Below are 21,699 nucleotides of genomic sequence, written 5' to 3' on the forward strand. Positions count from 1 at the left end.
GTAGCATGGCACTTGATCAATATCGGAAGAAAAGGGACTTTAAAAAAACCAGCGAGCCTAAAGCGGGTAAAAGTGTCGATAAAAAACACCTCACTTTTGTTGTACAGAAGCATGATGCCTCCAGGCTGCATTATGATTTCCGGTTGGAAATGGCAGGCGTTCTAAAAAGTTGGGCGGTACCTAAAGGTCCATCGACCAATCCACAAACAAAAAGATTAGCCATGATGGTTGAAGACCATCCGATGGATTATCGGCTATTTGAAGGCATTATTCCCAAAGGGCAGTATGGCGGTGGTACGGTAATCGTATGGGATGAGGGAACCTATGAACCCATCGACGCTATAAAAGGAAAAAAAGCTCAGGAAAAACATCTCCTCGCGCAACTCGCTAAAGGTTCCTTAAAATTCCGGCTCCATGGTCAAAAGCTAAAGGGCGAATACGCCTTAGTGAAAACACAGGGAATGGGTGAAAACAGCTGGCTACTCATTAAACATCAAGATGATTTTGCAAGCAAAAGCGATATCACCAAAAAAGACCAATCCGTACTTTCAGGTAAAACCATAGAAAAGATGGAAAAAAGTAGTGAAAAAATTTGGGAAAACGGCCACGAGCAAAAGAAAGCTGCCGACGAACAGCTAACCGAAGAGGTTACCGAAACGACCGGAGAAAAGAAAACTGATCTTGCAAAATTGCTCAAAAAAGCACCCAAAACACCAGCACCGACCAAAATAAAACCTATGAAAGCTGTTCTAATCGATGAACCTTTTGACGATCCCGATTGGGTATATGAAGTAAAATGGGATGGGTATCGGGCAATAGCCAAAGTGACAAAAGACGATGTACAATTGATCTCCCGTAACAACATCTCGTTTGACAAATATTATCCCATTATTGATTTGCTAAAGGAATGGAAGATCAACGCTATTATCGACGGCGAGCTCGTGGTGTTAAACGATAAAGGCTTGGCAGATTTTGGCGCCCTGCAAAACTGGCGCAGTGAGGCAGACGGGAATCTCGTTTATTATATTTTTGATATCTTATGGTATGAAGGGAAAAACTTGATGGGACTACCTTTAGTAGAACGGCAAGCCATCTTAGCCGATTGTTTACCAAAACACGATGACCGCATCCGGCAGAGTAAAGTATTCGCCGCTAGGGGTATTGATTTTTTTGATGCTGCCGAAGAAGTTGGCCTGGAAGGCATCATGGCCAAAAAAGCCGATAGCCTGTATACGCCAGATGCTCGTTCAAAAGAATGGCTAAAAATTAAAGTACAACGCCGGCAGGAAGTCGTTATCGCTGGCTTTACCCGCAATGAAGGCACTTCCAAAGCATTCAGTGCTCTTATTATGGGGGTGTACGAGGGAAAACAATTGCGTTATGTTGGAAAAGTAGGGACAGGCTTTACCGACAAACTACAACGGGAAATGATGGCACAATTTAAACCTTTAATTACCTCTAAAAGTCCGTTTGCTGTTGACCCCGACGTCGATAAACCTTCCAGATTCCGGCCGCAACGCCTCGGCGCAAAACCGACATGGCTGAAGCCTATGCTCGTGGGTGAGGTAAATTTCGCTGAAATAACCAGTGAAGGCCTGTTCAGGCAAGCTTCTTTTAAAGGTATGCGCAGCGATAAAAAAGCGAAGGAAGTATTACTAGAAACACCTTCAGATACCGAAACGACCGTAGCGGAAGCCGAAGAAAAGCCATCATCTTCCCTAACTAAAGCCCCAAAAAACGAACGGAGAACATTACTCAACCCGCAGGAAGAAACACAGGTCCGTAAGATCAATGGAAAGGAGCTCAAATTTACCCATTTAAGTAAAGTATATTGGCCAGATGATGGTATCACCAAACGGGATATGTTTAACTTTTATTACCAGATTGCCGATTACATCCTTCCCTATCTTAAAGACAGACCTATGTCTTTAAACCGATTTCCAAACGGTATCAACGGGCCAAGTTTTTACCAAAAAGACATTAAGGGTAAAGCACCGGATTGGGTCACCAAAACCTATCCTTATACCACTAGCGAAGGCGAACATAAAGCATATTTGGTTGGCGATGATGAAGCTACTTTGTTATGGATGGCTTCCCTTGGCTGCATCGAAATGAACCCTTGGTTTAGTCGGATACAATCGCCCGATTCGCCAGACTATTGTGTGATTGATCTTGATCCCGATCAAAATACGTTTGAAGAAGTGATTCAGGCGGCGCAGGAGGTAAAAAACGTATTAGATGGCATTCATGTACCCTGTTATCCCAAAACATCAGGCTCCACGGGCATGCACATTTACATACCACTGGGAGCAAAATATTCCTATGAACAATCTCAGCTCTTTGCCAAAGTAATTGTCAGTTTGGTCCATGAGCGTATACCCAATTTTACCAGCCTGGAACGTAAAGTTAAAAGTCGAAAAGGGAAAATGTATCTGGATTTTTTGCAAAATAGACCTGCTGCAACCCTAGCAGGTCCATATTCGTTACGGCCGAAACCGGGTGCAACCGTATCTATGCCCTTACTATGGGATGAGGTTAAACCGGGATTAACGATGCGCGATTTCACCATCCACAATGCCGTAGACCGGCTCAAAGAAACGGGCGACCTATTTAAGGGGGTATTGGCCAAGGGTGGTATCGATCTCCATAAAACCATCCAAGCAGCCCAAGGTATATTAACGAATAGCAGCCATGAATGAATCCTATGATTTAGAACGATTTCTAACCGCACAAGACAAAGATTACGCCATTGCGCTAACGGAGATCAAAAACGGCCAGAAAAAAAGCCACTGGATGTGGTATATTTTTCCGCAAATTAAAGGATTGGGCTACAGCGAGCTATCTCAATTTTACGCTATAAATGATTTACATGAAGCCCAAGCGTATTTGGAACATCCCATTTTAGGCGAACGCTTCATCCACATTTCCAATGAATTATTTAAACTACCCCTTCATGATGCACGCTCCATTTTCGGTTATCCTGATGACCTGAAATTACGATCTTCATTAACATTATTTCAAGCATTGCCCCATACCAATCCGATCTTCCAGAAATTATTAACTAAATTTTTCCAGGGCAAAAAAGATGATCGCACCTTACAAATACTGGCTAATACATCTTAAACACGTTGAAAATCAGCATCCCCCGATCATCAATCCGATTGTCGGTCACTAGCTATGCCAACAATCTATCTCCATTAACCGCATTCGTCAAGCCTTGTTCTTTTGTAGCATCGATATAATTCAGTAATATTGAGGCTATAGACGATATACCCTCGATCTACCTGTATCCATAGGGAAAGCAAAAAAGAGATAGTAAAATGAATAAATTAAGCCCAGATTTACTGAAAACCAAGCAGCATTTTGATATTTTAGATGGATTAAGAGGGGTAGCCGCATTGGCTATTGTCGTTTTTCATTTTATGGAGTGGATTTACACCGATCCCAGCCAAAATGTTATTGGCCATGGCTTCTTGGCAGTCGATTTCTTTTTCTGTTTGTCCGGATTCGTGATCCCCTATGCCTATGATAACCGTATACGACACATCGGTAGGATTGAATTTTTTAAATCCAGACTTATTCGGCTCCACCCTTTGGTTATTTTAGGTGCACTATTGGGTTTATTAGGTTTTTTATTCGATCCCTTTAGTGACCAAGCCAGCACGTATAGCATAGGTAGCATCCTGGCCCTATTTCTCTGCTCCATTTTTCTTATCCCGTTTCCGGTAATGGAAGACCGTGCTTTTAACATTTTTGGTTTGAATGCCCCATCGTGGTCTTTATTTTGGGAATATGTCGCTAATATGATATATGCCTGGATACTATATAAGTTAAACCGACGATATCTTATGTTGTTAACCCTAATTGGTGCCATACTACTCTGTATCGTCGGTTATCGGGCCGGAAATCTATTAGGTGGATGGACTAGAACTAATTTTTGGGACGGTGGCGTACGGATTTTATATTCTTTTTCTGCAGGAATGCTGATTTATCGCTCAAACTGGATTCTTAAAAACCGATTAGGCTTTGTTGGGCTCAGTATATTATTACTAGCTGCCTTCCTGATGCCAAGCTTCTCCTGGAACTGGCTAGCAGAATTATTGGTGGTACTCATTTATTTTCCGTTACTGGTATCTTTAGGTGCGGGAGCAAGCCTTTCACCCAGGTGGAAAGCAACCTGTGTGTTTTCAGGCAAGTTGTCTTATCCGCTTTACATGACACATTATTTTGCCATATGGATCTTTGGCAATTATTACACCCTTCATCATCCCGGTACCACCGAACTTACCGGTGTGGTTATCTTCGGCACCCTTTTGCTTGTCGGTTTTGCTTATTTAGTTATGGTAGGCTATGATATTCCGATTCGCAGGTATTTAACTAATAAACGAAAAAAGAATTGACCCTTAACCTGAGTTCGATTATTATCCCAAACGCATACCATATTTATCTCGGTAACCCTTGGGGGTGAGTCCGGTAAACGTTTTAAAAAGGTGGCGAAAATTCTTCATATCGTTATAACCCGATGATACCATAATATCTAAGATATTTCTATTGGTGGTTTCCAACAGTTGTTTAGCGGCCTCAATTTTTGTTTTTTGTAAATAACGTATTGGCGTCATTCCGGTTGCCTGCTTGAAGCGACGAATCATATTCCTTCGGCTGGAAGGTACTTCATCCAATGCTTCTTCGACATTCTTTATCTCACTGAAACGCTGGTTAATAGCTGTCTGTACTGCACGTACTAATTCATCTTCATTAGACAAAGACGGCTTAAAGTGTTCAAAGTACAATTGGTTATTACGATCCATATCAATCGCAAAAGCTTTCGCTACGCGCACGGCCAGCTCCCTACCGCAATATTGTTGGATAAGCAAGAGCTTCATATGAAAACTGCTGGTTGCACCACCACTCGTATAGATATTTTCCCTTTGCGTAACGATGGCATGCGGTTGCAATTTTACTTGCGGAAAAATACGTGCAAATTTATCCGCAGCTTCTACGTGGGTAGTCGCTTCCTTACCGTCCAGTAAACCAGCCGCTGCCAAAAGAAATGATCCGGTACATAGGCTAACTAAAGAAACGCCCTGTTGATACTGGCTAACCAAAAAGGCACAGCAATCCGCATTATCCTGAATATTCTGCGGCATATGCTCCGTATGCTGAAAAGCGGGGATAAAAATTAAATCGATTGGTTCTGTTAGATCAGTAAAAAAAGAACAGTCATATTTTTGAAATTGTTCGGGTAATTGAAAATGCCTTTCTGTCCCAATAAAATGGAGCACGAACCGTTTTTCACTTTCCGTTTCTTCCAGGTATTTATTTGCTGTTTCAAATACATCCACAATAGCAGCTACGCTCAATAGGCGATAATGTTTAGTTAGCAGGATGGATAGTTTCATAGATCAATTTTAGCAATTTTTAGGTAAATAAAAAAGGCGCATATACCCCCCAGAAAAAGGCAAATTGCCCCTCTCTTATCGATTATAACGTATACTATATTTGTATAACAACAATTAAACGTTAACCCCTTACAAAAAGTACTAACAGATTAATAAAAAACATATGAAACTCAATCCGTATCTGAACTTTGACGGCAATGCCGAAGAAGCATTTAAATTTTACCAATCGGTATTTGGTGGTGAATTGTACATCCAAAAAATGGGGGAAACACCTGGCTTTGAAAACTTACCGGAAGAAGAAAAAGACTTAACCATGCATGTTTCTATCCCCATTGGCGACGGTCAATTTCTCATGGCTTCCGATTGTCTTAAATCTGCCGGGCACCAGCTGAACATCGGGAACAACAATTACATATCTATCACACCAGATAGCCGTGAAGAGGCGGATCGGCTTTTTAACGAACTTTCTGCAGGCGGTAAAATAGAGATGCCTATGGAAGATATGTTCTGGGGTGATTATTTTGGCTCATTTGAAGATAAATTCGGCGTACGGTGGATGATCAACCACAGCAATCAATCGCGATAACTAGAATCGTTCCCTGTTTCCTATTTGCGGAAAGAGCGGTGAAAGTTCCATAGAGCGATGCATGTTTACATCACTTTGAGCCCGATTTAAAAGGGCTCAAAGTTTTCAAATCTGCCATTCAATTTCCGAATAAGGAAGAACTTCCATTAGCGCTGATCAGACGAATGATTGCGCTCAGAAAAAAGAGCTTATTTTGTGAAGATGTTGATGTTACCACCCGTTTTGAACAAATGGTGTGGTACAAAATAACCTTGATTCTTTTCGCCATTTACTTCTATGGCCGTTAAGCTTCTACCCTTGCCAACCTTGGTTATGGTGAGCGTTTTTCCATAACTGGTTTTCCATTTCACTTCATCAAATAGCGGGACTGTCACTAAATACTGAGGGTCGGTAGCCGAAAACGTATATAGACCGAGTGCACTTAATACATACCATGAGGACATCTCTCCTGCATCGTCCATACCACAAAGGGCTATGCCATCATCCCCTATACCATATAAATTATTCAAGATATAGTCAACTATTTTTTGTGATTTCTCCGGCTTTCCTATAAAATAGTAAGCAAAAGGTGCTTCGTGATCAGGTTGGTTTCCATGGCAATACTGACCAATCATGGTTTCCACATTCCGCGCAATATAATTCGGATTCCATGGAACGGTAAACAGCGAATCCAATTTCGACTCAAAGTTTTTAGGTCCGCCATACAATTCAATCAATCCCGGCATATCATGAGGAGCGTAAAACGACACTTGCCAAGCATTCGCTTCCCGATACATATACTCATAATAAGGATATTGTGGATTAAATGGTGTAATCCAATCCCCATTAGCCAATCTACCGCGCATAAATCGGGTTGATGGGTCAAAAACATTTTTATAATTTTTCGACCGTTCCATTAAAGTATGATAGTTAGCCGAATCTCCCAAGGCCTTCGCTAGCTGTGCCAGGGAATAATCATCATAAGCATATTCCAATGTTTTGGATACCCCCGCTTTTGCCTTCGTTTCTACATGAGGGTTAAGAACGTCAGGATCTGCAATATAGCCTTTTTGTATGTATTCACGAATATAGGGTCTTGCACCTCCCTCCACATTTGCATTTCGCAATAAAATCTGGTACGCTCCCTTCACATCAAAATCGGTAATCCCTCTTAGGTAGGCCCCCGTAATCGAAGACGCCCCATGGTCGCCATGAAAAAACGTTGGAATAAATCCCGTTTTATCGCCAACATCCTTCATTGAACGGATAACGTCTAGGGCTACCTGCGGAGCAACCAGTCCTAAAAGCACATCCTTATTTCGATAGGTATCCCATAATGATGGTTCCGTATAGTAATTAAAGCCTGTTTTACTGACATTACCTTTGGCATCCGTAAATTCTCCATTCACATCGCTGCGCAAGGCCGGCCATAAACAAGAGCGGTACAAGCTCGAATAAAACATTTCCTTCTGCTTTGGCGTCCCACCTTTTACCGCTATGGCAGAAAGCAGTTTTTCCCATTGCTGAGTAGCCGCATTACGGATTTCATTAAAGGATTTATTGCCTATTTCCTTCGTTAAATTTTCTTTCGCATTGGCCATGCTCACAAATGACAAACCTATTTTAAGTTCTACCGGACCTTTATTGCCATCTGCTAGATGAACAATCGCAAATCCATTAAGGGTTCCCTCCTCCTTTTTCTCCAGTCGCTCGATAGGCGAGCTCAACACCGCGTAAAAATAAATTTTTTCTCCCGTTTGTTGATACCCCTGAAGAGCCTGGTTGCCGTCTTGCTCAATCTGCCAATGGGAAACCCGATTATTTGCCCTAGCCAGATCAAACAAGATCTGCCTATCCGTATTATTTTTATAGGCATACTGGTGGTAACCACATCTTAAGGTAGTCGTTAACTTCACGTCGACCGCATAATCATCCAAGTAAACCTGATAAAAACCCGGTGCAGCACTTTCCTTTTTATGGGAAAATTTAGAACCAAAATGTTCCTTGGGGTTAGAAAGCGGTAAGATGGGTATATTGCACAAATTCCAATGCCCTTTGTTGGTATGGGTGAAGCCGTAAATGGTGTCGTCTTCATACTCATAGCCCGCCCCAGAACCGTACTCGGTCATCGGACTTAATTGTACCATCGCATTGGGTAAAGATGCACCCGGGAAAGTGAGCCCCGCCCAAGAACGCCAATCGTCTGGCAGCTTATAACCCAAAATCTTCGGGTCGGTAAGGGGTGCCGTTCCAATAAACGTATTCACGTACTTGGTATAATTGGTTTTCGTTTGGCCTTCGACCATGGTGGTTGAACATAATACTGCTGATAAAGCAATTAAAAGATTTTTTTTACGCATGTTTATATCTGTCGGTTGACCCCAAACATAGCCAAAGTTGCTTTCATTTGCAAGCTTTAATGTTTTAGCAGTAGAAATATAAGCCACACCGCTAAGACGTTTTCCGTCATCATTTTGTAATATCCGTTTATTTTGTTATTTTTAACGTAAAAATGACAAACACATGAAAATCAAGCTTGCTCTTCTTTATCTATTATTATTGCCAAGCTTTGCCCGATCACAAAATGTAGATATTAATCTGTTGGCCAAATTGAATCCAAGTTCAACTTCGGCAGACCGGGTGTTCAAATTCGTTTCCGACAAAGCCATCATTACCACTACGGCTGCCCCTTTTGCCTTATACTTAGCCGGTACCCTAGCCCACGATCCGGAGTTGAAAAAAAATGCTTTGCAAACCGGCATTGCCTTGGCGGGTACAACAGCCATGACTTTTGCTTTAAAAAATAGCATTGAACGCATGCGCCCATTTGTGGCTTACCCTGATAAAATTGCCTATAAAGGTGGTGGAAGCGGTTACTCCTTCCCTTCCGGGCATACATCTTCTACTTTTGCTCTGGCTACTACGTTAAGCCTAAACTATCCAAAATGGTACGTTATTGCACCATCCTTTGCCTTAGCAGCTACAACGGCTTACTCCAGGATGTACATGGGTGTTCATTATCCCAGTGATGTTGCCGGAGGGATAATCTTAGGAGCCGGAAGTGCCTACCTCACCTGGAAATTGCAAAAAGTATTCGATAAAGGGTACAAGAAAAAACGAATTTACTCAGATTAAACTTATATTCTATATCCGTTAATCATTTATTTTTATGCTCATTAATGCTTGTGTGGGTACCATAACCACAACAACGTTGCCTTCTTCTGTTTATATTTTTAGCATCAGTTTTATTGCCACATTAGTGCGCTCCACGTTTGGCTTTGGCGAATCATTGGTTGCTGTTCCCCTGTTTCTTTTGTTCATACCGCTCGAAATTGCCGTACCACTTTCGGTATTGCTCTCCATTACGGTAGCTTTGGTCGTTGTTGTACAAGATCATCGCCAAATTCACCTGAGCAGTGCTAAATGGCTCATCCTCTTTGCCTTATTAGGCATCCCAATAGGCATCCTAATCTTGCTCTATGCCCAAGCATACTGGGTAAAAATCAGTCTAGGGGCATTGATTATTGCTTATGCTACTTACGCATTATATGGAAAAAACACCATTCATTTAAAAACCGATCATAAATGGTGGCTCTTTATCTGCGGTTTTTTATCCGGGATATTGGGAGGCGCCTACGGACTTAATGGTCCTCCTTTAGCTATTTATGGTAATATGCGCCGATGGACCGCCACTTATTTCCGGGCAACGCTTCAAGCCTATTTTTTGCCGGCCAGTTTAATTGGCGCTTTTGGATATTTTATCAATGGGTTAATGAACTATACCGTGCTCCATTATTTCCTTATTTCACTTCCTGCACTGTTTCCAGCAATCTTCCTGGGCCGCTATCTCAACCAGAAGTTCAAGGATGCCTCGTTTTTTAATTACGTCTATATAGGCCTTATCGCGATAGGTGCTTTTTTAATCATCAATGCTGTATTCGATGTTCATCCATCATCTTCTTAGACATCCACGTAGGTAAGCGGGTACTTGTTCTTCTCAGAGACATAATGGATATTTAGCACCTTAAGACATAGTACCGCAATAGCCATTACAATACTAATCGCCGCAAGCACGTAATAAATATTCTGGGCGCTTGCAATCAAGGCCTCCTTATATATCATAGCGTGGATGCTTCCGTGGGCCAACTGTTCTGCTTGTTCTAAACTGCTACCTGCCTTCAGGTGACTGGATACCAGCCCCTTCCACAAATCAGACACACGGTAATCGTCCATACCGTACTGAGCGGAAATAATGTCGTATTGTTTCTGTTTGAAGTAATTGAAACGATCAAGCCAAAGTGCACTTGTAATAGGCGCAGCCAAAACGCTTCGGGACGTAATGGAAAAGAAAGCCCTATGTGCGCTAGCATGTGCCGGTAGATTGACCGATGCATAATAGGATAATGAGGTGATGCTAATCCCGTAGGCAGCGCCCCTGATAACCATAGGGATCAAAAAGAAATGAGCATTCTCTTCCGGATAAAAAAATCGTGCCGTGTACAGGTAATATACCCCAAACAGCAGAAATCCTAAGAAAAGGCTTTCCCGCGCCCGATGTATTTTATGGAGCCAGATGCCTGTCAGGGGAATAAAGATCGCGAACGAAATAATCATGTAAAGATTCGATGCAGCCACGTAAGAATCGTCATATCCCAGGTTAACCTTCATAAACTCTGTCGATATGCTGAACGTATTGTAAATGAAGAACATGAATACCATAAGTCCGACACCCCATCGCACATGACTATATGTTGCCAATACCCTTATGTTCACATATGGTCTTCGAATGGTCAACATTCTTATGGTCCATAAGATGTATCCAATGGCAGCCATAGCCATCACCAAGCAGATGAGGTTACTTCTCAACCAATCCAGCCTTTCTCCAAAAATACAACCAAAGGAAAGGCATAAGCTCGAAAGAACAAACAACAGGTAGCCGATCCAATCCACTTGGTATAATGGATATTTCCGTTCCATCCTTCTGGAATGCATGAGCAAGACCACGATGAGCAGGCTGATAAAGATTCCCGGAAGACTCAGCAAGAACGTATACTTCCACGAATACGTTTGCAAAAGTATGGCAACGAAGTAAGAATACAGTTGGCTTAGACTATATGAAAAAGCATAGTATATCCCATAAAACAAGCCTCGGCTATTGCCGAGATTAAATTTTGCCATCAACATACCAATGCAGACAATCAGGCAGAGCATCTTTACACAAGAAAGCAGAAAATTACAGATGAACAGCTGCAGATCGTTCTGCGTGAAAACGGATAACATCAATAGCACCAATTCCAGAGCAATCCCCATGAGTAACAATTGCCTCTTACGAAAATAGCGGGTAAAACGGCCTATCAAGGGATAAAAGCTCATGCTTCCCACAATTCCGCCATAATAGATGAATTGTATAGCATCTTTTTCGTCACCCAGAAAAGACGTAACAAGGGCTATGGCATTAGTAGGAATGCCGCTCACCATTATTTGAGAACACAACAGCAGGATGATGCAGGCCTTTTCCAGCCAATTCGGTACCGGTTCATGAAATATGGAGTTTTTCATGTTATCCCTTATCGTTTGGTTACTTCCACATTCATGCCCGCACGTATCTTTTCCATTTCTTTTCCCGTGTCGATGAATTTGATGCGTACGGGGATACGTTGCTGGACTTTCACGAAGTTACCCGTAGAATTATCCACCGGCGTTGCCGAATAACGACTTCCCGTTGCACCGGAGATAGCAATCACCTCGCCTACAAAAGTATGGTGCTTAAAGGCGTCGACTTTGATATGCATGCGGTCGCCCAAATGGATATTCCCGATCTGCGCTTCCGTATAATTTGCCGTTACCCATTTATCTCCCGACTTAACGATGGTTGTCAATGTTTGGCCGGCTTGCACCAACTGGTTTTCTGCTATTTTCCTACGTCCCATTATCCCATCATATGGAGCCGTTATATAACAATAAGAAACGTTTAGCTTTGCCAGATCTACCGCTGCCTCCGCACGCATAATATCCGCTTCCGAAAGTTCCATTTTATCGGAAACAGCCTTGGTATTCAATTGTGTAGACTGCTTTTGATGTAGTAAAGATTCATAACGTGCTTTCATGGCATCGTATTCGGTTTTCACCTGATCATATTCAAACTGCGGTATCACATCCGCCTTCAACAGATTGGCATAGCGCTTCAGGTTCTGTTCCTGGTTCTGCAAACGTGCCCTCACCTCCTCCAGATTGGCTTGAGAAATGGTGGTGCTATTTTCGGATACACCGACATCCGAACGGACAATCGTTTTGCCCGCGACCAATTTTTATAATTATATTTAGGTCATGATACCGTTATGGCCCATACCTGAAAGTTAAAATTGTGAGGTGAAGGTTAATGGTATATAACCGCTTTTTTAACGATAGCTTCTACTCCTTTTGATGATAAAATATACCATCTTTTGAAAATCGCTTCAGCGCGAATCGCCTAAACGTTTCGGGTAGATAGCCCATTACACCATGCGGTCGCATGAAATAGAAATCGCGATCGATGCGCAAATTTTCCACTTCCACAATTTCCAATTCTCCGTTTTGCAGCTCGTTGGCAACAGCATGTATGGAAATGAAGGAAAAACAGTCTGTTTCCCGCAAAAAACTCTTAATAATCTCTACGCTGGCCAGAAACACTTTCACGTATAAATCCTGCCAGTCTATCCCAATCGCTACCAGTGCCTCCCGTACCACATCGTTTGTGCCCGAGCCTTGTTCGCGCAGCACATACTCAAAATCCAATAAGTCTTGTGGAGAAAGTATTTCTCTTCCCATTAACTTCGGATTACCTTTACGCGTGATCAACACCACTTCATCTTTAAGAAAGGTTTCATATTTCATAGACAAATTATCAGAAAGCCCTTCTACAATGCCCAGGTCAATGATCTTCTTTGACAGCAAGTTTTCGATGTCTCGGGAATTGCCATGAGAGATTTTCAAACCAACCTTGGGGTACGACAGGTGAAAAGCCGTTAGGATTTGCGGTAAAATATAATTGGAAAGCGTCGTGCTGGCTCCTAAGCGGAGCTCACCAGCCAGCACGCCATCTAGCATTTCCAATTGGGTGTTCATTTCCTCATAGACCGAGATAAGCCGTAGCGCATGGCTCAGCAGCATTTGCCCCGTTTCTGAAAGAGCCAATCGGTGCCCATTTCGCTCGAATAGATTACGACCTGCCTGTACTTCAAGCTCATGGATATTTTTGCTCACGGCCGGCTGGGAAATATTCAATTCCTTCGCTGCTCTTGTGAAATTAAGGTGCCGTGCAGCTGTTATAAACACCAATATCTTGAAATCAGCATGTATCATAATCTGTTGCGTAAAATTAGCTTATGCTTCGCTAGTTACTGGTCGGTTTCAAATCCGTACTTGCGATAAATCGCCTTGGCCTCATCAGACGTCAGGTAATCCATAAACTGCTCGGCTACCTCCGGATGGGGCGCATTTTTAAGCTTACCTGCAAGATAGCTGGCCCTCGTATTTTCCTGCTCCGGAATTACAACACGCTGAACGGGATGGCCTATCATTTTCTGATAGACAACTTCCGACGTCCAAACCGGGGCAACATCACTATTGCCCAACAGGATTCTAAGCGGACTCTCCCGATGGTGTATCCGAGTAAGGTAGGTAGAGCCATCTTCCACTTTTTTCTTCATGATGGCCTGGTGCAAGGCATCTCCCCCGGCCTTCTTGTAGGAACTCTCGATCTGCCTACCAATACCTTCCCAAGCCGGGTTAGGCATGCTCACCCGCACATTCGCTTGCATCAAGTCTTTCAAGGCATTGATACCTTTAGGATTCCCTTCTGGTACCATCAGGCTCAGTTCATTATATGCGTAAGTTTCGATCCTATTAAAATGGTCTTTCATAGACGATATCCTTCCTTCACCTGCTGTATATACATCTGGCTTATGTGTAATGCGCAGGTTTCCTATGGTGAGTGACCCACCTTCAATCTGCTTCGCCAATATTCCCGGTGGCAATGTTTCTGCAAAAATACGTTTAATTTCTGGATGCTTCTTTTTAAAGCCTTCCAGCAGATCGTCTAAGCACATAAACTGATTCCCGGCGAAGAACACAACCAACTGCGGGTTTTCGATATCTCCATAAAGATCGGGCACATTGTTAATTCCCGGAATGGTAAATTCTACCGCTGATTTCGGTGGTGTATTCCAGGGTGGATCGAAGCGGTGTGGATCCTCCTGCGCACGAACACCCGTACACAGCATCGCCGAAACGAAAACTGCACTACTTAGTTTTTGTATATAGCTCATGGTTTGTTTTTTAATTATGGTTTTATAATCGTCCATCCTTCATTTGCCTTGATCAGCAATTCGCCATTTCCCGAGGGGACATATGCTAGAAAATCGTACAGCTCGCTCTTATCGATGTTACGCTCTTTCATGGTATTGAGGCATTGCACCACCTGTACACCCTGCTTAACCAGCTCCTTAATGGACGCTTCATATTCACTGTTTTTACGGTAAGCATCCGTTCCGCCAGAGAAGGCTACCAGTTCAACCTGTAATTTTCCGGCCAATCGCGGGTCGTGCAGTAAATTATTGATATTTCGAATAGTTTTCTTGATGATATCGGGCGATGCCTGATCCATTTGGTAAATGGCTTTGTATACACTTTTGGTAGCTTGTGCTCCCGTGTATTGTTTGTTCTTTTCTAAACTTTGTTGTGCGTTAGCGCGTATTCCAAATGCAGATACGGCTATAAAAGTCAATGCAATTAATTTTAGTTTCATACGGGTAATTATTATAGTTGAGTATTAAATTTATTTTTTAAATGTAAATGGGCCTAATTGATGTTGTTCTTGCGAGATCTCATCCTGATAAGGCGGATAAGGGCAATCTACAGGCTTTTTAGCTAAGTTGGGATAATCCAACTCCCTATTCGCTTTAACCGGCCTTTCATGGCTATTGATATAGGCCGCTACGTCAAAGGCATCTTCGTCGCTCAATAGCGGTGCATCATGCGTTACGCCAAGCGGCATATTCCCTTTTATAAAGCGGGCAGCCGTCAGCAAGCGGGCCATTCCCGCGCCATCATTGTAAGCATCTTCCCCCCATAAGGGCGGATACACATAACCACCTTCACGGTTACCTTTTGTTCCTTTCAGTCCGCCACCATCCGGGCCATGGCAGGTTGCACAGGTATTTTTATAGATTATCGCTCCTTTCTTTATATCCGCAGCGCGATCTGGTGCTTTGAAATCTACAAAACCCTGCCCCTTTAAGCGGGTTCCTACCGGTGCATCTTTGCTGAGGTGTTTTATGTAACTCATGATAGCACGCATCTCTTTACTATTGACGTCGATAGCCTTCCCGTTCATACTCCTTTCAAAACATCCATTGATCCGCTCTTCAAGCGATTCAATTTTATCCTCGCGCCCGATGTAGATCGGAAATACACCACTGAGCCCGATGTAAGGCGCTGCAAAAGATTTTGTTCCGCCGTCGAGATGGCAGCTTGAACAGGCGAGTTTGTTACCTGTAATGGCTTTTTGGGTTCCAGGACCTATTAAGGCATAGGTCTCGGTAATGAGCTTGTGGCCATATTCGGCCATTTTTCCTTCTTCTGTATCGTCAAATGGAGGGATTTCAAATCCGGCAGCTATTGCTGTCAAAGAACCCGTTTTAATATCTTCCTTAGGTTCTTTTGCTTCCGTATTTCCTATCTTGAAGTGCAGCAATATAGGTAATATTATGAGTAATAAAACACAAAGCACCGCAAGTATCTTCACATACCTCAACACCCCTTTTATATCTGCTACGCCCTGGTCGTCATGATGGATTTGTTTCATGGTACGAACATCGGAAAAAACGGCATGACAGGGAAATGACATTTTTTTATGAGCCATAACTAAAAGTTATCGTAATAACAACAACCAACGCTATTAAATTAGCTATGTCTATTCCAATATTTAGGATAGCAGTCTAAAAACAATATATACCAAGAAATGACTATCAAATATGTAGTATAACTAGAAGTTATCTTATTTAAGGTTCGTTTTCCTGTAGATATAGACGAGATGCTTGTAATTTTAATATTTCTTTCCAGGGAAATGGTTTTAATGCAATAATGCACCGTTGAAAAATTATACAGCGTAAGCTTAGGCGCTTGCGCCGCATGCTATCCTTGGCGGATTTGCTGTCCCGTTCGGCTACAACAATCTGACTTTCGGCTACATCTATTGTTTGTTCATAGCGGAACTTTGTAGTAAACAAAACGTTAAAAGATGAACATATTTGTAACAGGAGCATCAGGCTTCATCGGCTCTGCGGTAGTCGGCGAATTGATCCATGCCGGACATCAGGTCATTGGTTTGGCACGTTCGGAAGCATCGGCAAAAATTATCCGTGATGCAGGCGCAGCCGTTTTACTAGGAACGCTCGAAGATTTGGCGATTTTGAAACAAGGTGCTTCGCAGGCAGACGGCGTTATCCACACCGCTTTTATCCATGACTTTACGCAATATCAAAAAGCAGGTGAAGTAGATAAAACCGCCATTAACACCATGGGTGAAGTTCTGGCAGGCACCAACAAACCCATGGTGGTCACTTCAGGCATGTTAGGTTTACCCGCCATCGACGGCTTTATTACGGAAGAAAGTTCGGCTGCACATTCGCCCCGGACGTCGGAAGCTACGGCATTGGCCCTGGCGGAAAAAGGAGTTCATGCGTCGGTGGTTCGTTTACCACCATCTGTTCACGATAAGGGAGATAAAGGCTTTATTCCGTTTATCATTGGCCAGGCGCGCAAAAATAGTGTTTCGGCTTATCCCGAAGAGGGCAAAAACCATTGGTCTGCCGTGCATCGTTTAGATGCCGCAAAAGCCTTCCGATTGGCCGTAGAAAAAGCGGCAAAAGGAGCCATTTACAATGTGGTAGACGATCATGCCATTGAAACCAAAAGCATTGCCGAGTTGATCGGTAAACAATTACAATTACCTGTTCAATCTGTTTCGGGAGAAGCCATTGCAGCGCATTTTGACTGGATGAGCCGTTTCATTACATTTGAAGGTGCTGCTATTGGCGCCCAAACGCAGGAACAATTGGGCTGGAAGCCCACGCATATTGGTTTATTAGAAGATATGCAGGAAAATTATTTTTGATTATAAATTCCAAAAACATACGTTTGTCATTGTTGGGTTTCTGGCAATGACAAACGATAAGTTAAGGCCAATTTGCATGGAACAGCAATTTATCTACATTTGAAATGGAAAACAAACCACCCATTCGGTTAAGGACCATCAGCGAATTTCATCAATCGCGTGGTTTAGCACAACCCGAACATCCGCTCATCAGTGTCATCGATTTTGGCACCATTCCACGTTCTGCCGATATCAGCGATAAAAGTTGGGTATTTGATTTTTATCAGCTATCGCTAAAACGAGGCATCGATTTCAAAATGAAATATGGACAGCAGGCATACGATTTTGATGAAGGTGTTATGGGTTTTATTGCACCGAATCAGGTTTTTAGGATTGAACATGGAGCCCCAACTACCCAAAACCGCTCTGGTTGGATGTTGCTTGTTCATCCCGATTTTCTGTGGAATACTTCTTTGGCGAAAACCATTAAACAATACGAATATTTTGATTACGCTATCAACGAAGCCTTATTTTTGTCGGAAAAAGAAGAAGCAACGCTGAACGGAATTATCGACAACATCCGGCAGGAATATCATGCGAACATCGACACGTTCAGCAAGCAGATCATTATTTCGCAAATTGAAACCTTACTGGGCTATTCCGAGAGGTTCTACCATCGCCAATTTATCACCAGAGAAAAAACGAATCATCAGATCCTGCATCGTTTGGAAGAACTTCTAAATCATTATTTTGAACAGGAGGATTTAATTTCAACCGGTTTACCCAGTGTACAAGATATTGCCGATCAACTGCATGTTTCCCAAAAATATTTAAGTACACTACTTAAAGTACTCACTGGACAAAGTACCCAACAACATATTCACCACAAACTGATCGAAAAGGCCAAAGAAAAACTGTCGACTACCGATTTATCGGTTTCCGAAATTGCGTATGCACTCGGTTTTGAACATTCGCAATCCTTCAGCAAGCTATTCAAATCCAAGACAGATTTATCGCCAATGGAATTTAGGCAATCGTTTCATTAACCGCAAGTAGTTTCCCGGTCTTGGTAGCTCATGGGGAGAACATGGAAAGTGGTCAGGTGTTTGTATACGCCAACAAGTGATCTTGTTCCATCGATTCAGCTATGTTCACTCCTTATACCTCACGTAACGCTGCTGCACCGCTATGGTATCTAGCGGACCAAGGTGCGAAATAAAATCTGTATTGAACGTATTGAATAATTTATTAAAGCCAGCGCTAACCGCTGTAAGCTCCCCATCGGGGCCTTTGGAAGTACGCTTGATGTAATACAAAAGGATAGGCAACCTGAAGGAGCGATAATTGCCCTGTACCACGCTAAGCAACGTACCTTTATACCCGAGCCCAGAGCCAGCAGGAAAGGATGTTAGCGGACTGTTGAACTTGCCGATATAATAGGCATCCAAGAATTCATGATACGGTTTCGTGCTTTCCGGATCTAGAACAAAATCCGTCGAAAAAGCGATTTCATCGTCCTCGTTTTTTTTAACGTGATAAAGCACAGCCGAATAACCAAATGAAGCCGTGCTATCGGTAGTAAACCCAATAAAATCCGATTCACTAGCTTTAAATTCTTCATTGAATGAAAGGGTAACGGATTCGGGTGGATGGGCAATAAATTTTGCGATCACCTCCTGATCTACTACCTCACCGTCTTTGGTATACAACTTTACCGGCCCCTGCTCTTCCATCGCGGTGGCTTTTACTACGAGTGGAAAAGAGATATCCTTGTCAGCAGAGTGATCATCTTTGTTGCAAGCCCCCAGAACTAGGCAAAACACGCCTAATAAAAGCGCTGAATTTATGTTATTCGTTTTTTTCTTCCGCTCTATCATAACGGTATGCTATCTAAAATATAGTAGTGTGCCTGCTTCAGGCGGCGTGTGATTCCGTTTTTCCAGCTATCTTGGTCATAATTAGTTTACCGCATCAGAAACATTTACTCCGTATGTTTCCATCCAAAGATATAAAATTTTTCCAGTTGTAAAGATAGTCATCTTGCTGCATGTACTCCATCATTTCTATCCTATGGCACGGATCCTTTTCAACAAATAAGATATCCCATTTTCCCAAATTCGTTTACAACTTAGCGATGAAAATTTAGGATGGCATATAAGGGAATATTCTCCAACCAGCTTTCTTTACGGTAATCGCTCATGGAAGTCCGAACAGCTATTTTAGGTTGGAATTTATCATAATAAACACGTAAACTTTTAGCCTGCAAATTTTCCTCAGCCTTCACTTCTATTGGAATAATTTCACCAGAAAGCTGGACTAAAAAATCAATTTCAGCCCGGGCATTTTGTGCAGACCAGTAATAAATACTCAAATCTTCACGTGTAATCAATTGCTGCGCTACATGCAAATATGTCAGCGCCTGTCTTTTCATACACAAATATACAAAAACACGTACGACTTTTTGTTGTATAACACACTTTTATGTACGACTTTTTGCAATGAACAACATTTTTATGTAGGAGTTTTCTAAACTCGTTCAATATAATATCAGGTTTAATTTGAAGAACTTATGGGCTAATAGACATAATTTGAAGAATTGAAGGAGTATCTGGCAACAGGAAAGAGTCAATAAATCTTTAGGATAATGAAAACATTTGTTCTTAATGGCTATAACATACATGATATACCAACTTTTTATGAAGAAGTAGATCGTGTATTGATGCATGAGGTAGACTGGAAGCTTTCCGAGAGTTTAGATGCACTTGATGATTCCTAACCTATTTCACGATTTAACTTCATAGTTCATCAATCTAGCTACACCAGCGTCTTTATAGCGGCCTATTTTTGCTTTATCAAAAAACATTAAATAACAAGAAGATGGAACGTATCAAAGGAAAAGTAGTCGCCATAACCGGCGCAAGCAGTGGCATTGGAGAAGCAATTGCCCGTCATCTGGCAGCCTTGGGCGCAAAAGTAGTTCTAGGTGCAAGGCGGGTGGATAACCTGGCCCGTATCGCAGCATCCATTTCTTCGGCAGGTGGAGAAGTGGTTTACAAAAGATTGGATGTAACAGACGCCCACGATGTCGTCGCTTTTGCAAATTATGCGGTAGAGCAACACGGCACATTGGATGTATTGGTCAATAATGCTGGATTGATGCCGCTCTCGATGATAAACAGTTACAAAATTGACGAATGGCATCGTATGATCGATGTTAATATCAAAGGCGTATTACACGGCATAGCAGCAGCACTTCCGATCTTTGAAGCCAAAGACAGTGGCCAGTTCGTGAACATCACTTCTGTTGCCGACCGCTGGGTAGGACCTACCTCTACCGTGTACAGTGCTACAAAATTTGCTGTGAGAGCCATTTCCGATGGTTTACGTCAGGAAGTAAGCGCCCATATCCGGGTTACATTGGTTGCGCCCGGACCCACCGAATCTGAACTAGCAGAAACTATTTCCGATCCGGACCTGAAGCAATTGGCTATTGAAAAATTCCGCTTAGATTTATTGCCCGCCGCTGCCATTGCCCGAGGGGTAGCTTATGCCGTAGCACAGCCTGCAGATGTGGATGTCAATGAAATCGTTATCAGACCAACAGCTCAAAAGGCACTTTGATCCTGAAAATGTTAGCGATTTTTAAATAAATTAGCACCATGGAACAGACATTTCGCCTTAACTCAATTGCTGAATTTCATGCCTTTTGTGATCTTCCTAAACCAGAACACCCCTTGGTTAGTCTGGTTGATTACAGTAAGGTTTCCTATCCCTTTGAGGGAGCACAGGTAAAATGGATTCAGCACTTTTATACCATTGGCTTAAAGCGAAATGTCAATGGTAAATTCAATTACGGGCAACAGCATTACGATTTCGATGCCGGCATATTATCATTTATTGCACCGCTTCAATTTTTGAAGATTGAATTCGATCCGGATATAGCAGCAGCACCAAGCGGTTGGTTATTACTCATTCATCCCGATTTTTTGTGGAACACCGCATTAGCCAAGAAAATAACAACATACGATTTTTTTCAGTATGCCACAAACGAAGCACTGTTCCTTTCGGATAAAGAAGAAAAAGTGATTGCAGATATCCTGTTGAACATTAAAAAAGAATATCGGTCGAATATCGATCGCTTCAGTCAGGAACTTATCATAGCGCAAATAGAGATGCTGTTGATTTATTCCGAGCGATTTTATGAACGCCAATTTCTTACCCGAAAAAAATCCGGTTCTGAATTACTGGAACGATTTGACCAGATTTTATCAGACTACTTTAACACCGGAAAAACCTTGAAACAAGGTATTCCGACGGTAACTTATGTTGCTGCCGAAATGAATATTTCACCAAATTACCTGGGAACGCTTTTGCGCTTGCATACCAGGCAAAACACTCAGCAACATATTCAAAACAAACTGATCGCAATAGCTAAAGAAAAGCTTTCGAGCACCACTTTATCCGTCTCCGAAATTGCTTACGAACTTGGTTTCGAACATGCGCAATCCTTCAGTAAACTGTTTAAAAGCAAAACGAACCAATCTCCGTCTGCTTTTCGCATGGCTTTTAATTGAATACCATAACAGCAGGTTTTCAGTGAA

The 21,699-nt window shown here is 42.4% G+C and carries 21 protein-coding genes; 11 read left to right on the forward strand and 10 right to left on the reverse strand.

The window, feature by feature from the left end; genetic code table 11:
• Positions 1-5 precede the first annotated feature (5 nt).
• From ligD to ABD930_RS12460, 3 genes are all read left to right on the forward strand, one after another.
• The gene (ligD, locus tag ABD930_RS12450) at positions 6-2,699 is read left to right on the forward strand and encodes a DNA ligase D (protein ID WP_345232054.1); all 2,694 of its coding nucleotides are present in this window, start codon (positions 6-8) and stop codon (positions 2,697-2,699) included.
• Positions 2,692-3,123, forward strand: coding sequence for a DUF1810 domain-containing protein (locus ABD930_RS12455; protein ID WP_345232055.1), 432 nt, complete (start codon positions 2,692-2,694; stop codon positions 3,121-3,123). Before ligD ends, ABD930_RS12455 begins: the two co-directional genes overlap by 8 nt.
• A 197-nt stretch (positions 3,124-3,320) precedes the next feature.
• Positions 3,321-4,400 (forward strand): acyltransferase family protein, encoded by a 1,080-nt coding sequence (locus ABD930_RS12460; RefSeq protein WP_345232056.1) that lies wholly within the window; start codon positions 3,321-3,323, stop codon positions 4,398-4,400.
• A 21-nt stretch (positions 4,401-4,421) separates the two neighbouring features.
• On the opposite strand, the gene ABD930_RS12465 is transcribed toward ABD930_RS12460, so the two are convergent.
• Complete coding sequence (locus tag ABD930_RS12465; protein ID WP_345232057.1) at positions 4,422-5,399, reverse strand: GlxA family transcriptional regulator; 978 nt, start codon at positions 5,397-5,399, stop codon at positions 4,422-4,424.
• Between the two features lie 163 nt (positions 5,400-5,562).
• Between ABD930_RS12465 and ABD930_RS12470 the strand changes: the two genes are divergently transcribed.
• Complete coding sequence (locus tag ABD930_RS12470; protein WP_345232058.1) at positions 5,563-5,985, forward strand: VOC family protein; 423 nt, start codon at positions 5,563-5,565, stop codon at positions 5,983-5,985.
• A 188-nt stretch (positions 5,986-6,173) separates the two neighbouring features.
• On the opposite strand, the gene ABD930_RS12475 is transcribed toward ABD930_RS12470, so the two are convergent.
• Positions 6,174-8,324, reverse strand: a complete 2,151-nt coding sequence (locus ABD930_RS12475) for a GH92 family glycosyl hydrolase (RefSeq protein WP_345232059.1) — start codon at positions 8,322-8,324, stop codon at positions 6,174-6,176.
• Between the two features lie 163 nt (positions 8,325-8,487).
• Here ABD930_RS12475 and ABD930_RS12480 point away from each other — a divergent pair, with 163 nt between their 5' ends.
• Together ABD930_RS12480 and ABD930_RS12485 are read left to right on the forward strand one after the other, a co-directional pair.
• Positions 8,488-9,099 (forward strand): phosphatase PAP2 family protein, encoded by a 612-nt coding sequence (locus ABD930_RS12480; RefSeq protein ID WP_345232060.1) that lies wholly within the window; start codon positions 8,488-8,490, stop codon positions 9,097-9,099.
• A 34-nt stretch (positions 9,100-9,133) separates the two neighbouring features.
• The gene (locus ABD930_RS12485) at positions 9,134-9,928 is read left to right on the forward strand and encodes a sulfite exporter TauE/SafE family protein (RefSeq protein WP_345232061.1); all 795 of its coding nucleotides are present in this window, start codon (positions 9,134-9,136) and stop codon (positions 9,926-9,928) included.
• On the opposite strand, the gene ABD930_RS12490 is transcribed toward ABD930_RS12485, so the two are convergent.
• The 6 genes from ABD930_RS12490 to ABD930_RS12515 form a co-directional block, all read right to left on the reverse strand.
• Complete coding sequence (locus ABD930_RS12490; protein ID WP_345232062.1) at positions 9,925-11,523, reverse strand: MFS transporter; 1,599 nt, start codon at positions 11,521-11,523, stop codon at positions 9,925-9,927. The two genes, ABD930_RS12485 and ABD930_RS12490, sit on opposite strands and share 4 nt — an antisense overlap.
• 8 nt (positions 11,524-11,531) lie before the next feature.
• Positions 11,532-12,269 carry an HlyD family secretion protein gene (locus ABD930_RS12495; protein WP_345232063.1) on the reverse strand — a complete coding sequence of 246 codons (738 nt, stop codon included), beginning with the start codon at positions 12,267-12,269 and terminating at the stop codon, positions 11,532-11,534.
• 106 nt (positions 12,270-12,375) lie between these two features.
• The gene (locus ABD930_RS12500; RefSeq protein ID WP_345232064.1) at positions 12,376-13,305 is read right to left on the reverse strand and encodes a LysR substrate-binding domain-containing protein; all 930 of its coding nucleotides are present in this window, start codon (positions 13,303-13,305) and stop codon (positions 12,376-12,378) included.
• 35 nt (positions 13,306-13,340) lie between these two features.
• On the reverse strand, positions 13,341-14,270 hold the full coding sequence (locus ABD930_RS12505) for a molybdate ABC transporter substrate-binding protein (protein ID WP_345232065.1): 930 nt from the start codon (positions 14,268-14,270) through the stop codon (positions 13,341-13,343).
• Between the two features lie 14 nt (positions 14,271-14,284).
• A complete protein-coding gene (locus tag ABD930_RS12510) occupies positions 14,285-14,749 on the reverse strand; it encodes a DsrE family protein (protein WP_345232066.1) in 465 nt (154 codons plus the stop codon).
• A 30-nt stretch (positions 14,750-14,779) separates the two neighbouring features.
• A complete protein-coding gene (locus ABD930_RS12515) occupies positions 14,780-15,865 on the reverse strand; it encodes a c-type cytochrome (RefSeq protein ID WP_345232067.1) in 1,086 nt (361 codons plus the stop codon).
• A gap of 378 nt (positions 15,866-16,243) precedes the next feature.
• Here ABD930_RS12515 and ABD930_RS12520 point away from each other — a divergent pair, with 378 nt between their 5' ends.
• On the forward strand, positions 16,244-17,119 hold the full coding sequence (locus tag ABD930_RS12520; RefSeq protein WP_345232068.1) for an SDR family oxidoreductase: 876 nt from the start codon (positions 16,244-16,246) through the stop codon (positions 17,117-17,119).
• A 104-nt stretch (positions 17,120-17,223) separates the two neighbouring features.
• Positions 17,224-18,144 (forward strand): helix-turn-helix domain-containing protein, encoded by a 921-nt coding sequence (locus ABD930_RS12525; protein WP_345232069.1) that lies wholly within the window; start codon positions 17,224-17,226, stop codon positions 18,142-18,144.
• A 105-nt stretch (positions 18,145-18,249) separates the two neighbouring features.
• On the opposite strand, the gene ABD930_RS12530 is transcribed toward ABD930_RS12525, so the two are convergent.
• The gene (locus tag ABD930_RS12530; protein WP_345232070.1) at positions 18,250-18,975 is read right to left on the reverse strand and encodes a hypothetical protein; all 726 of its coding nucleotides are present in this window, start codon (positions 18,973-18,975) and stop codon (positions 18,250-18,252) included.
• Positions 18,976-19,226: 251 nt separating this feature from the next.
• On the reverse strand, positions 19,227-19,529 hold the full coding sequence (locus tag ABD930_RS12535; RefSeq protein WP_345232071.1) for a DUF4143 domain-containing protein: 303 nt from the start codon (positions 19,527-19,529) through the stop codon (positions 19,227-19,229).
• Positions 19,530-19,742: 213 nt separating this feature from the next.
• Between ABD930_RS12535 and ABD930_RS12540 the strand changes: the two genes are divergently transcribed.
• The 3 genes from ABD930_RS12540 (at position 19,743) to ABD930_RS12550 (ending at position 21,672) form a co-directional block, all read left to right on the forward strand.
• The gene (locus ABD930_RS12540; protein ID WP_345232072.1) at positions 19,743-19,874 is read left to right on the forward strand and encodes a barstar family protein; all 132 of its coding nucleotides are present in this window, start codon (positions 19,743-19,745) and stop codon (positions 19,872-19,874) included.
• A gap of 101 nt (positions 19,875-19,975) precedes the next feature.
• Positions 19,976-20,719, forward strand: a complete 744-nt coding sequence (locus ABD930_RS12545) for an SDR family oxidoreductase (protein WP_345232073.1) — start codon at positions 19,976-19,978, stop codon at positions 20,717-20,719.
• A 38-nt stretch (positions 20,720-20,757) separates the two neighbouring features.
• A complete protein-coding gene (locus ABD930_RS12550) occupies positions 20,758-21,672 on the forward strand; it encodes a helix-turn-helix domain-containing protein (RefSeq protein ID WP_345232074.1) in 915 nt (304 codons plus the stop codon).
• Positions 21,673-21,699 lie beyond the last annotated feature (27 nt).

This window comes from Olivibacter ginsenosidimutans, assembly GCF_039542865.1.
GTDB classification, from domain to species: Bacteria; Bacteroidota; Bacteroidia; order Sphingobacteriales; family Sphingobacteriaceae; genus Olivibacter; species Olivibacter ginsenosidimutans.